Annotated in this window: 8 protein-coding genes; 3 read left to right on the top strand and 5 right to left on the bottom strand. The window is 71.2% G+C overall.

Translation table 11 applies throughout. From position 1 onward, the window contains the following. The first annotated feature begins 22 nt into the window (after window positions 1-22). The gene (locus BM228_RS14245) at window positions 23-538 is read left to right on the top strand and encodes a hypothetical protein (protein WP_092041548.1); all 516 of its coding nucleotides are present in this window, start codon (window positions 23-25) and stop codon (window positions 536-538) included. 57 nt (window positions 539-595) lie between these two features. Beyond that, window positions 596-1,300, top strand: coding sequence for an endonuclease III domain-containing protein (locus BM228_RS14240; protein WP_092041546.1), 705 nt, complete (start codon window positions 596-598; stop codon window positions 1,298-1,300). A 6-nt stretch (window positions 1,301-1,306) separates the two neighbouring features. Here the strand turns inward: BM228_RS14240 and BM228_RS14235 are convergent, their stop codons facing one another. From BM228_RS14235 to BM228_RS14215, 4 genes are all read right to left on the bottom strand, one after another. Further along, on the bottom strand, window positions 1,307-1,624 hold the full coding sequence (locus BM228_RS14235) for an HPr family phosphocarrier protein (protein WP_092041543.1): 318 nt from the start codon (window positions 1,622-1,624) through the stop codon (window positions 1,307-1,309). A 632-nt stretch (window positions 1,625-2,256) separates the two neighbouring features. Next, window positions 2,257-6,642 (bottom strand): translocation/assembly module TamB domain-containing protein, encoded by a 4,386-nt coding sequence (locus BM228_RS14225; RefSeq protein WP_092041539.1) that lies wholly within the window; start codon window positions 6,640-6,642, stop codon window positions 2,257-2,259. A gap of 129 nt (window positions 6,643-6,771) precedes the next feature. After that, on the bottom strand, window positions 6,772-8,715 hold the full coding sequence (locus BM228_RS14220; protein WP_244537148.1) for an autotransporter assembly complex protein TamA: 1,944 nt from the start codon (window positions 8,713-8,715) through the stop codon (window positions 6,772-6,774). A 378-nt stretch (window positions 8,716-9,093) separates the two neighbouring features. Then, complete coding sequence (locus BM228_RS14215; protein ID WP_092041535.1) at window positions 9,094-10,038, bottom strand: LysR family transcriptional regulator; 945 nt, start codon at window positions 10,036-10,038, stop codon at window positions 9,094-9,096. A 108-nt stretch (window positions 10,039-10,146) separates the two neighbouring features. Between BM228_RS14215 and BM228_RS14210 the strand changes: the two genes are divergently transcribed. Then, the gene (locus BM228_RS14210; RefSeq protein ID WP_425284945.1) at window positions 10,147-11,154 is read left to right on the top strand and encodes a zinc-dependent alcohol dehydrogenase family protein; all 1,008 of its coding nucleotides are present in this window, start codon (window positions 10,147-10,149) and stop codon (window positions 11,152-11,154) included. A gap of 347 nt (window positions 11,155-11,501) precedes the next feature. On the opposite strand, the gene BM228_RS14205 is transcribed toward BM228_RS14210, so the two are convergent. Beyond that, a complete protein-coding gene (locus BM228_RS14205) occupies window positions 11,502-12,494 on the bottom strand; it encodes a PAS domain-containing protein (protein ID WP_167367734.1) in 993 nt (330 codons plus the stop codon). Window positions 12,495-12,558: the final 64 nt, after the last annotated feature.

Genomic DNA, 12,558 nt, shown 5'->3' with positions numbered 1-12,558 from the left:
GGTCGAGAGGTCGGGACAGGCGATGGCAAAGCGCTTCACCGTGATACAGGGCGGCCGTTCCGAGGGGCAGCCTGTCGGGATCGAGGCCCCGGCCCGGGGCCGGCTCACCCTGGCCTGGAGCCGGGATGCAGGCGCGGAGATCCCCCGGATCCGACCGGAGGCGACCGGCCTGACCGACGGCGCCGCCCTGGAGGCGATCGACCGGGCGATCCGCCTGCGTCTCGCCACCCTGAACCGCCCGGTCGAGCCGGTGCAGAGGCCGGTCCGCGCGGCGCGGAGTCCCACGGCACCGCGCGCTATTCCGATGGAAAGTTTCCTCGGCGTGCGGCCCGAGGGCTGGGCGCTGCCCGCCACGCGCGTGCCGGTCTTCGACGATCGCGCGCCCGTCGCCGTCGCGCCGTCCGAGATCACCCGGGGTCGCCTGTCCGCCTGGAGCGGCGCGCTGCGGCACGCGTTCCTGGCCCGGGTCGAAGCGATCGCGGCCGGCACGCTGAGCCTCAACATCGGCCCGATCGCTTGGCGCCGGGCGCGGGGCTGAGCCGGGCCGTCAATCCGCCGCGTGTCGAGCCGGCCGTCCCGGCCCTAGCTGCGCTCCATGGCTCGCGACACACTCCACGGCATCAAGCCCGTTCCGCGCCGGGCAAGGACCCGCCCGGCGCCGCAAGCCGGTGACGCAAGCCGGGTCGAAGCCGTGATGGCGCGGCTGGCCGAGGCCGATCCGGACCCGAAGGCCGGGTTCGACGACACCGATCCGTTCCGGCTGCTGGTAACCGTACTGCTCTCGGCACAATCCACCGGCCCGACCGTGGCGCGCATCGCCGACGCGCTGTTCGCCCGGGTCGCGGATCCGGCCGGGATGCTGAAACTGGGCGAGGCGCAGATCACCGAGATCATCCGCCCGGTGGGGCTCGGGCCGTCGAAGGCGCGCAACATCGTCAAGCTGTCGGCGGCTCTGATCGAGAGCTTTGGCGGCGCGGTCCCGCGCAGCGCGGCCGAGATGCGCCGCCTGCCCGGCATCGGCCGCAAGAGCGCCGAGGTGACGGCGAACTTCGCCTTCCACGAGCCGGTGATCGCGGTGGACACCCACGTGTTCCGGGTCTCGAACCGGATCCCGCTGGCCCCCGGCGCCACGGTGGACGCGGTCGCCGACGGTCTCGCCGAGGCCGTGCCCGAGCGCTTCAAGGACGGCGCCCATATCTGGCTGTTCCGGCACGGGCGCGATACCTGCACGGCCCGCAAGCCCGCCTGCACGCGCTGCCCGGTCTCGGATCTCTGCACCTGGGCCGGCAAAGAGATCTAAGCCGCCCTATTCGTCCTCGCCGAAGCGATTGGCCAGCAGGGCCTCGATCGTGTCGAGGCAGGATTCGGCGTCCGGGCCCACCGCTGTCACGGCGATTTGAGTGCCCATGGCGGCGCCGAGCGTCAGCAGGCCCATGATCGAGCGGCCGCCCACCGTCTCGCCTGCCCGGGTCACGGTCACGGCGGCGTCGAAGCGCTCGACGGTCTGCACGAACTTCGCCGAGGCGCGGGCGTGGAGGCCCCGCCGGTTGATGATCGGCAGCATCCGCAGGAGGCCGCCCTCCGGCACGGGAACATTGTCGTCCGTCTCGAAAAGGTCGTCCATCGCCCTTCGTGGTTCCCGCCCGGATGCCGGCTGATCGCGCCGCTTGCTTCGACACCTAAGCAGACTTGGCCCTGCCGGCCAACGGATCTTCGGCCAAGTCTTCGCAGCGGCGCGGTTTTTGAAGGCACACTTGCGCGGCAGCGTGGGGTTGCGCATCCTGATCATGGGTCGAACGATCTGTGTGCATCCCCCTCCCCCCTCTGCGGGGGAGGGTGGCCCCCGAAGGGGGTCGGGAGAGGGGAGCGCGGGTTCAGAGAAGGGCGGAGCGGGTGTGTGGGCAGCGCCTTACTGCGACACCGTCGCTCCCCTCTCCCAACCCGGCCTGACGGCCGGCCCACCCTCCCCCGCAGAGGCGAGCGGAATTACACATCGCGTATCGGCAGTAAGCACTGGAAACACTACGCGTTTCCCCTCCCCCTTGCGGGGAGGGGTCAGGGGTGGGGGTGGTACCGGGTGAGGCCTAGTGGTGCCTCCTGCACCACCCCCACCTCCAACTCCTCCCCGCAAGGGGGAGGAGAGCGCGTTCCGTCATACAAGACACGATGTGTGAACGTCGTAGCCCGCAGAGGGGGGAGGGAGCGCGCGTGTCAGGTCTCGTCAGTCAAAATCCGAGGTCGCGAGCCGGAAAATCCCTACCACTCATACTCCGCCCCGACCCCGATGCTGGTTCGGCCGTCGCTGCCGGCCTCGCCCTTCAGCTTGATCCGGCGGGTGACGTCGACATCGACCCCCACCGCCGTGTCGGCGGGCTTGGCGCCGGCTTTCACGCCGACGCTGACGCGGTCGGAGATGTAGCGCGAGGCGCCGAGCGCCGGGCCGCCGCTCGCGCCCGTGGAGACGTCGAGGCTGTCGAGCCCGAGCCCCTTGCGGGCCTGCTCGAACACGTCCGGGCCGGCGGATCCGCCGGAGAGCTGCGCCACGGCCTGGGCGAGCTGCAGGGCCTGGAACGGCGACAGCCCCCCGGCCGCCTTCTTGAACAGCAGGCGCGACAGGATCTCGTCTTGCGGCAGCACCGGGTCGGAGGTCAGGGTGAATTGCGGCGCGTCCGCGAAGCCGCTCACCGCCACCCGGGCGGTGACGTCGCCGGCCTTGGTCTCGGCGGCGAAGTCGAGGGCCGGGGTGGCGAGACTGCCCGCGAAGGTCAGGTTGCCGCGGCTGAAATCGAGGCGTTGTCCGACGAGCTGGAACACCCCGCGGCGCAGGCCGAAGCCGCCCACCGCATTCGGCGCCTGCGACGTGCCGGTGACCCGCAACGACCCGCCGAGTTCCGCATCGATGCCGCGCCCGCGCACGAAGATCCGGCTCGGCGCGTCGATCCGCACGTCCAGGGTGGCGTCGAACGGCACCGCAGGTTTCGTCGACCTTTTCCCCGGCGTGACGGCGGCCTTCCGGTCCGCACGCTGCGCCAGCCGCGCCCTCGCCTCCGGCGGGGTGTTGACGTGGCGCACCCCCGGCAGCGGCCTGACCGTGGCGGGCAGGCGGTCGGGCACCGACACGTCGATCGAGACGATATCGACCCGGCCCGTGATGCGCGGGGTCCGGGCGAGCGGCCCGGAGAGATTGAGATCGACGCTCGACACCGCGGTCATCAGCGCGCTGGAGACCAACTCGGCCTTGTCGGCGGTGACGTGGAACTGGCCCGGAAAATCCGGCTCCAGGGCGACCCGGCCGGTGACCGAGAGGCGGCCGCCGTTCCGGGCCGAGGCGGTCAGGCGCTCGACCACGAGGCTGTCGCCCCGGCCGGTCACCCGGCCGTCGATGTTGGTGAGACGGATGCCGTTGAGCGGGTCGGTGAAGCTGCCGCCGGTGAGCACGGCCGAGCCCTGCGCCCGGGGCGCCGCCAGAGTGCCGGTGACGCCGCCGTCGATGGCGATCCGCCCGGTGACGCTCTGGCCGCCGACGCTGAGCAGCGTGTTGGCCAGCGACGCGTCGAGGGTGCCGCGGGCGCGCAGGTTCAGCGGGCCGCCGGCCTCCACGGGCAGCGCGCCTGCCACCGTCAGGGCGACGCCCTTCCCGGCCGTGACCCGGCCGTCGAGGCTGGCCTGCCCGTCCGACAGGGTGCCCTTCGCACTGGCATCCACCGACGGCAGGCCGGCCTGGCGGGTCTGCGGCGCCACGAGCTTCGAGACGGTGAGCGCATAATGACCCTCCGGGCTCGCGGCCGGCCCGTGCAGATCGGCGTCGCCGTCCAGCGTGCCCGAGAGGGCGAGGTCCGGCGCTGCGATCCGGGCGAGCGACAGGGGCAGCGCGCGGATCGCCACCTTCAGGTCGAGATTTTGACCGGCCCGGCCGGCGAGCGTGACCCGCCCTGAGCCGGCCGCGATGGATAGCCCGTCGATCACCGCGCCGCCGTCGCGCAGGGTGATGCTGGCCGGCCCGGTGAGGGCGAAGCGGTCGCCGCCCCGGGCGGCGGAGAAGCGCTGGATGTCGATCCGGGTGTCGTCAGCCGGTACCAGCCGGACCGCCCCGTCGAGGTTGAAGCCGCGGGCCTTAGCGGCGAGCGTCACGTCGCTGCCCGTGGGGCTGCCCAGGGCGGCGAGCCGGACCGTATCGATCTGCTGGCCGGCGGCGAGCAGCCTTTCGGCATCGAGACGTCCGTCGAGGACCGGATGGGCGCGCAGGTCGCGGCCCTTCAGGTCGGCGTCGAGGCGGTTCAGGCCGTAGGGACCGTAGCGCAGCGCGGCGCCGGTGGCCCGGATCGCCGCGTCCTGGCGTCCGCCGTCGCGGGCGAGGTTCACCGTGGCGTCGAGCTGCCCGGCCAGGGGCTCCGGGGCGAGCGGTGAGATGTCGGCGAGGTTGCCGGCCTTCACCGAAAGCGTTCCGGCCGATAGCCAGGTCTCCGCCGCCACGATCGCGTTGCCCGATACGGAGACGGAGCCGAGATCGAGGTCGAGCCGGTCGAGCACCCAATCGGCCCCGGTCTTCGCCACATGGGCGCCGCCGCGCAGCGCCTTGCCGGCGACCTCGCCGGAGAGTTTCAGGGTCCCGTCCGGGGCCAGCAGGGCGTCGGTGAGCAGAGCCTCGGCCCGCAGGTCGCGGATCGGCTTGCCGTCCGCGGTCGCCGACGGCGCGGTGATTGTCGCGGCCAGTTGCGGATGCTCCAGCGAGCCGGTCATCCGGGCGTCGATGCCGGCACGTCCGGTCAGGCGGCCGTCGAGATCGGCCAAGCTCTTGAGGTCGATGCGGCCGGTGACATCGGCCGTCGCTGAGGTCGCCTCGCCCTGCAGGGTCGCGGTCAGGCCGGCGCCTTCGAGGCGCAGATGATCGAAGCCGTAGCCGTCATAGGATTGCGACACCCGGCCCTGGAGCGTCGGCGCGCGGCCGAGCACCCGGTCGGCCGCTGCGATCCCGGTGGCGAGGCCGGCGCTGCTGACGGTGAGGTCGGCGGCCAGCGCCTTCCGGGCCGGATCGCCGCTGAGCCGAGCCTTCGCGTCCAGGCTGCCGGCGAGCCCCCGCCCGGCGAGGCCGGAGAACACGGACAGATCCGGCAGGGCGGCGTCCAGCGTGCCGGTCAGGGTGTTCTGGCCGACGCGGCCGGCATAGCGCGCCTTGGCGGTGTCGGATTCGACCCGGAGCGTCGTGACGTCGATGACGCCGTCCGGGCCGGAGGCAGCCCGCAGGACCAGCTGAGCCCGGCTGCCGAGCGCCCGGCGCAGGGCCGGATCGGCGAGCCGCAGGCCTTCGACCTTGCCGTCCGCCGTGATCGCGAAACGCTGGGCGGACGGGTCGCCCTGGGGCTCGACCCCGAGGCGCGCCTCGACCCGGTCCAGGGCGGAGTCCCGGCTGCGCAGGCCCGCTGCGTCGAGCGTGCCCCGTACCGTCGGCGCGGTGATCGGGCCCTTCACGCTGCCGTCGAAGACCAGCTTCTCGATCTCGGCCTCGCCGGCCTTGGTCACCGCGCCCTCGGTGGGGAGGGCCCGGGCCTGGAGCGTCAGGTCGGCGATCCGGTCCTTGGTCAGGCTGCCGCCGGCGGCGAGCCGGGCGGTGCGCGAGGTCAGCTCCAGGCGGTCGATCCGGAAGGCGCCGCTATCCGCGAAGGCGAAGCCGCCCTCGAGCTTGGTGGTGCCGGCGAAGACGGAAGCCGCCGGACCCGGCACCAGGCCCTCGATCCGCGCCGCGAGGTCGAGCGCCAGCCGGCGCTCGGCGCCGATCCGGGAAATCTTGGCGCCGCCCTTGGCGCCGATATCCGGGCCGGCGGCGAAATCGAGATGCGCGTTCCAGGCGTCCAGCGTGCCGGTGCCGGCGAGATCGAAATCGATTGGCGGCGTGCCCGGGATGTTGGCCGCCTTCGATAGCAGGCCCCCCGCCGGTTCGACGAGGTTGGCCGTCAGCTCCAGCTTGTCGCCCTGCGGCACGTAGACCAGGGAGAGCAGGAAGCGCCCGGCGGCGTCGAGGCGCTGGGCCCGCGCCTGTAGGTCCAGCCCCTCGCTCGCCGCCCCGAGCCGGGCCTTGCCTTCAGCCGAGAGCCGGGCCGGCTGGCCGGCCACCGGCTCGCCCAGCACCAGCTCGGCCAGCTTGAACCCCTTGATCTCGACCTTCACGGGCAGGTCGGGCAGCAGCTTGCCGTCGGGCTTGGCCTCCGGCGGGGTCGGGCCGGGAACCGGCCGGCGCAGAACTTCGAGCCGCCCGATCTCGAGGCTGTCCACCTCCAGCCGCCCCGACAGCAAAGCGAGCCGCCGCCAGATGATCCGCGCCCGGTCGAGCTTCAGCCAGACGCCGTCGCGGTCGCTCACCGCCACGTCGCGGATGGTGGCGTCGGACGAGAGCGCGCCGTCCACCGCGCCGATCGCCACGCGCGACGACGGCGTCGAGAGCGCCCGGGACAAAAGCCCGCCGAGCACGGATTTTTCCGCGTCGTCGGCGTGGGTGGGTATGGCGGTGGGGATCAGAAGGGTGACGAGAAGCGCGAGGCAGGCCAGGATGAGCGCTGCTGCCCTCCCCCCTCTGCGGGGGAGGGTGGCCCCCGAAGGGGGTCGGGAGAGGGGAGCGACGGTGCAGGAAAGGGTTGAGCCCTTCATGACGGTCGCGCTCTTCCCTGAACCCGCGTTCCCCTCTCCCGACCCCTGCTGACGCAGGGGCCACCCTCCCCCGCAGAGGGGGGAGGGAAAGATCCTGAGCTCGCCCCAACCTCCAAAAAAGTCAGCCATTCAGAACGCCTGCCCCAGGCTGAGATACAGGACGGCCGGGCGGACATGGCCGCCCTTGTAGGGGTCGAGCGGGAAGGCGAGATCCGCGCGGATCGGCCCGATGCCGGTGTAGTAGCGCAGGCCGATGCCCACCGATTTCCGGATCTTCTCATCGAAATCCGGCAGGGAGGAGGCGAAGGCAGTGCCGGCGTCGAAGAACGGCACCACCCCGATCGTGTCGGTGATCTTGATCCGCGCCTCCAGCGAGGCTTCGAGCAGGCTGCGGCCGCCGATCGGCAGGTTGAACGGCCCGATCGGCCCGAGCGTCCGGTACGGATAGCCGCGCACCGAGCCGCCGCCGCCTGCGAAGAAGCGGAAATTGTCCGGGATGTCCCCGAGCGGCGCGCCGGAGACCGAGCCGAACCCGATCCGCCCGGCCAGGATGTACCGGGACTCGTCGTCCAGGGAATAATAGGTGGAGCCCTGCGCCTTCGCGACGACGATCCCCGGGGAAGAGATCGCCCCGGGATAGGCCGCCAGCGACGCGATCGCCCGGAACCCCTTGGTCGGGTCGAGCAGGCTGTCGGTGGAATCGTAAGTTACCGAGGCCGGCACGCCGATCAGCCGGTAATTGACCGTCCCGAGGGCATCCTTCGAGCGCCCGGCCTGCGCATCCAATCCGATCTGGGCCGAGAACGTATCCGAGAACCGGTGCCGGATCGCAGCCGAGACCCCGCCGCCATCCACCAGGTAGCTTTGCTGGACCTCGCGGGTGATGAAGGCGTTGGCCAAAAAGTCGTTGCGGGTGCCGCCGAGCGCCGGCTGGACATAAGTCGCTGACAGGCGCCCCCCGAGCCCGTTGGTGCCGATCCCGGCAATCTTGCGCTGGGTCGCGAACGGATCGTTGCCCAACCCCAGATAGTAGATGTCGGCATCGAGCCGGAATGTCTCGCCGCCGCCGAAGAGATTGCGGTTGGTGTAGTAGGCGCGCACCCCCGGGCCATCGACGGTGGAATAACGCGCAGAGACGCCGACGAGATTGCGCTCGCGCTCGCTCAATTCGGCGAAGAGTGGCAGGTTTCCATCCGCGTCGAGCGCCGTCCCTTCGCGGACCCGCGCAGCGCCGATCGCCTCGATGCGCGTGAGCGACTTGCGGATCGCCGCCACCGCCTGGGGCGAATACGGATCCCCCGGCTCGGCATAGATGAACGAGCGGATCGTCGCCGGATCGATCCCCGGCGCGCCGCTGACCGCCACCGGCCCCAGCCCCGCCACCGGGCCGGGATCGACCGTGAAGGTGACGTCCATGACATGGGCGGTGTCGTCCACCACCGGATCGCGCGCCACCACCTTGGCGAAGGGGTGCCCCTGCGCCCGGAACGCGTCGACGATCCGGGCTTCCCGGGCCAAAACCGTGGCCGAGCGGGCCGGCACGTCGTCGTCCACCCGGGTGATCCGCGGCGGCAGCACCTCTTCCGGGAACGGCCGGCCTGCGACATCGCGCACCGTGATCCGCCGCAGCGTATAGAGCGGCCCGAGATCGACCGCGATCCGCACCGGTACCAGGCCGCGATTGCGCCACCGCTCCGCGGCGCCCACCGCGGCGGCGGCTCCGGCCTGCCCGGCGACCGGCACGGAATCGATCCGGATCGCTGCCGTGCCCTGGTAATAGCCGTAGCCCGACAGGACATCGGCGAGCTTCGACAGATCGGTCTCGGCCCGGCGCAGGAGCCCCTCCCCGTCCGGCGGCGGGTCCTGGCGCAGGCGATAGAGGGTCGAGATGTCCTGAAGCGCCTGGAGGACATCGGAATCGTCCGTGCCGGTGATGCGCAAAGCATACGGCAAGGCTGTCGCGCTGGGCGCCGGCGGCTCGGGCTCCGAGCCGAACAGGCCGAACAGGTCGAAGGCGCGCGCCGGCCCGGGCTGTACCGCGACGAGCGTCACGGCCGCCACTGCTGCAAGCATTAGCCGCGGCAGCGCTCGGGGCGCACCGGACACGATCGATCGACCCAGGCGAGCGGACACGCGCAAGACGCGGTCTTCAGCTCCGATTGCGGTGGGCTGCGCCGCTCGAACGGTGATGCGTCATGGTCCCCCTTCCGCGGCTGAAGCCGCGTCCCCGGCTATACTGTAAAGGTGCGGGTGCCGAACGCCAACACCGGGCGGCCGCGGCCTGGGGATGGACGGGGACGAAACGACGACCGCACTAGGTCGGAAGCGGCCCGTTGGCCACCGGCAGCCTGAGATCCGGCACGCCTCGTGGCGACAATCGCGGCGCGACAGGCGGACGATGACGGCATGGCCGCATCTCCGCGGCGAGCCAACGGCGCCTGTGCGTGATGCTCAGGCCGGTTCGGTTCGGGCGGGGCTTTCGGTGCGAAGGGCGGATACCTCCGGCAGCCCCGCCGCCAGCGCGTCGATCGCCAGGCGCACGCGCAGCGGCAGATGCGGGGTCTGCGGCCAGAGCGCGTGGCTCTCGAAGACATGGGCGGGCAGATGGTCGAGCACCGTCGCGAGCCGTCCCGCGGCGACGTCGTCCCGGATCAGCCAGCACGGCAGCCAAGCGAGGCCGTGACCGCCGATTGCGGCGTCGCGGATCGCGCCGACATCGTCGAACCGCATCCGGCTCGGCGGCACGATCTCCGTCGCCGGACCGTCCGCCTGCGGAAACAGCCAGGAGCGCACGGAGCCGGGACGGCCATAGAGCACTGCGTGATGGCCCGACAGATCGGCGAGCGAGTCCGGAATGCCCGCCCCTTCGAGATAGCGCGGGGCCGCGCAGACGCGCATGGGCTGGTACGCGATCCGCCGCACGGTCAGGCCGGGCCAGTTCTGCAGCCGGCCGCCGCGGACCACGAGATCGAAACCATCCTCGACCACGTCGACCAGCCGGTCGCTGAAGTTGAGATCGAGTTCCAGCGTCGGATGTGCGTCGGCGAGCCGGATCAGGATCGGCGCTATGCGCAGCCGGCCGAACAGCACCGGCATCGAGACGCGCAGCCGGCCCGCGATCGCGCGCCGCCCGGAATCGAGCAGCGCTGTCACGCTCTGCACCTCGGCGAGCGCCCGCTTTCCATGCTCGAAGACGATCTGCCCGTCATCCGTCAGGGCGAGGGAGCGGGTGGTGCGGTGGAACAGCCGGACGCCGAGCCGGTGTTCGAGGCGGGCGACACTCCGCCCGACCGCCGAGCGCGTCACGTTCAGCTTGGACGCTGCCGCCGAGAAGCTCCCGGCCTCGGCCGCAGCGATGAGCACCGGCAGGTCCGCGAGCAGATCACCGGGGGTCATTGTCGCTCCCTGCGCACCGATCAGGGTCCAAACTATCGCCACTGGCGCGCTGAGATCAACGCTACGCATCCCCGGTCGGCAAGAGATGGGAGATTCGCCATGACGACGATGAGGCGCTGGGATCTGAGCGGCTTCGGCCGAGGCTCCCTTCAGCTGAAGCAGGTGCCGGTGCCCGAACCGGGGCCCGGGCAAGTCCTGGTGAAGGCCGCGGCGGCGGCGTTGAACTATCGCGACACGCTCGTGATCGAGCACGGGATGGGGCTGGCCCTCGACTTCCCGTTCACTCCCGCCTCCGATCTCGCCGGAACAGTCGCCGCCATCGGTGATGGCGTAACCCGCTTCCGACCGGGGGACCGGGTGATCACGACCTTCTTCCCGGGTTGGGTCGACGGCCGGTCCGCGGGATCCGCGAAGACGGTGGACGCCACAACGCTCGGCGGCGCGCATCAAGGTGTCCTGGCGGAGTACGTCGCGCTGCCCGAGGAGTGGTTCGTCGCCGCACCGCGAAGCCTCGACCTCGCGGAGGCCAGCACCCTCCCCTGCGCCGGCCTGACGGCCTGGTTCGCCCTGGTCGAGCGCGGTCAGCTGCGGGCGGGCCAGAGCGTGCTGGTCCAGGGCACGGGCGGCGTCGCCCTGTTCGGCCTCCAGATCGCCAAGGCCCACGGCGCGGAGGTTTTCGTTACTTCCGCGTCAGAGGACAAGCGCGAGCGCGCCCGAGCCCTCGGCGCCGACCATGCGATCGACCGCGACGGCTGGGTCGAAGCCGTCTACCGGCTCACCGCGGATCGCGGCATCGACCACATCCTCGAACTCGTCGGCGGGGCGCATCTCGCCAAGGCGCTCGAAGCGGTGGCCGTCGACGGACGCGTCTCGGTGATCGGCGTGATCGAGGGCTACGATCTCTCGGCGGCTGCGATGAACCTCCTGCTCAAATCCGCCACGGTTCAGGGCATCCGCGTCGGCCACCGCCGCGCGCTGGAGGATCTGGTCCGTGCCGTGGACGTGATGAAGCTGAAGCCGGTGATCGACCGGCATTACACCCTGGAGGAGGTGCCGGCCGCTCTCAATCATTTGGATCGCGGTCCGTTCGGCAAGATCGTGATCACCTTCGACTGACGGGGAGACCGGCGATGCGCCCTCGCGCGCCCTCCCTGCTCCGGAGCAGCGCGGATCGGTCGGATAGATCAGGATGCGGTCTGCCTGACCGGTTTGCAGAGTTGGAGTGGGTCCGGATTCTGAGCGAGCGCCTTAAGGCCAAAGATAAAGCATCACCGGGCGCGATCACTTCGGCGTGCGCGGTTATTGGGTCTGGCGTGGTGCATGGGCGGATGCTTTTCTGGTGGTCGGCAGCGCCCGTGAGAAAGATTGGGACTCCTCATGACAGGCGGATGGCTGGGTCATCGTAGCCTCACCGCCACATCTACGATCTCGGTCTGCGCCCATGAACTGATCGGTTATGGTTATCACCGATTGTTATAACCCCGCGGGAAGCGCCCGAGGTCGATCTCGATGGCGACCTGGTCGGCGCCAGCCGCGACGAACCGGATCCCGGCGCCCTCGAACGCCTGCCGCACCGCCTGCCGGATCCGCGGACGCGGGCTCTCACCGAACTCTTCCATGCGCCGGACGCTGGAACCCGAGACGCCCGAAGCCGCAGCGAGGTCCTGGATCGACCAGCCGATCACCGCCCGGGCGCCGCGGATCAGCGGCCCGATCGCCGCATCCGTCACCGCGTCGCGCGGGTCGTCCACCATCGCGAGCACGAGGCCGAACCATTCGCGCACGGCGCCGTCGGGATCGGCCTGCGGCGCCCCCCGGCCGCTGAATCGGCGGTACTGGCCGTCCGCGCCGCGGATTCGATATTCCGCCCGGTAGGGCGCTCCGGTGGTCCGGGCGGCCTGCCAGGCGGCCGTCGCGGCTTGGCGATCGTCGGGATGCAGCGCGTCGAGCCAGCCCGCGCCGGCCATCTCGGCGGCACTCTGCCCGGTCAGGTGCCCCCAGCCCGCCGCCATCTCGATCTCCCCGGCGGGATGCGCCGACCAGGTCGCGGCGGCGATCGCGCGCAAGACCCCGGCTTGGCGGCCCTGCATCCATTCCACGATCTGCCTCGCCTCGTGCGCCGCCGTGGTGTCGAGCACGATTCCGTCCACCCGCGCCGGCCGCGCGTCGGGGCCGAGCACCACCTCGGTCTTCAGGGCGACCCATCGGACCGTTTGGTCGGGCCGGATGATCCGGAACTCCCGATCGACCGCGTAGCCGCTCCGGAGCAGGTCCCACAGGTCGGACTGGGCATCCTCGTCGTCGGGATGGATCAACCGGTGGAACAGGCCGCGCAGATCCGCCGAGGATGGAAGCCCGGTCATCCGGTAGAAACCCGGAGAGCCCCAGAGGCCGCAGGTCGCGATCGTGAGAGACCAAAAGCCGATCCCACCCCGCTCCTCCACGAGCTTCAGCATCTGATAAGACGATAACGGAATGTCTTCCAAGATATTATCATTATCAAACGCAGAAACAGGATCG

Origin of the sequence: Methylobacterium pseudosasicola (assembly GCF_900114535.1) — a bacterium.
GTDB classification, from domain to species: domain Bacteria; phylum Pseudomonadota; class Alphaproteobacteria; order Rhizobiales; family Beijerinckiaceae; genus Methylobacterium; species Methylobacterium pseudosasicola.
This window is presented reverse-complemented; position numbering and strand designations above follow the sequence as displayed.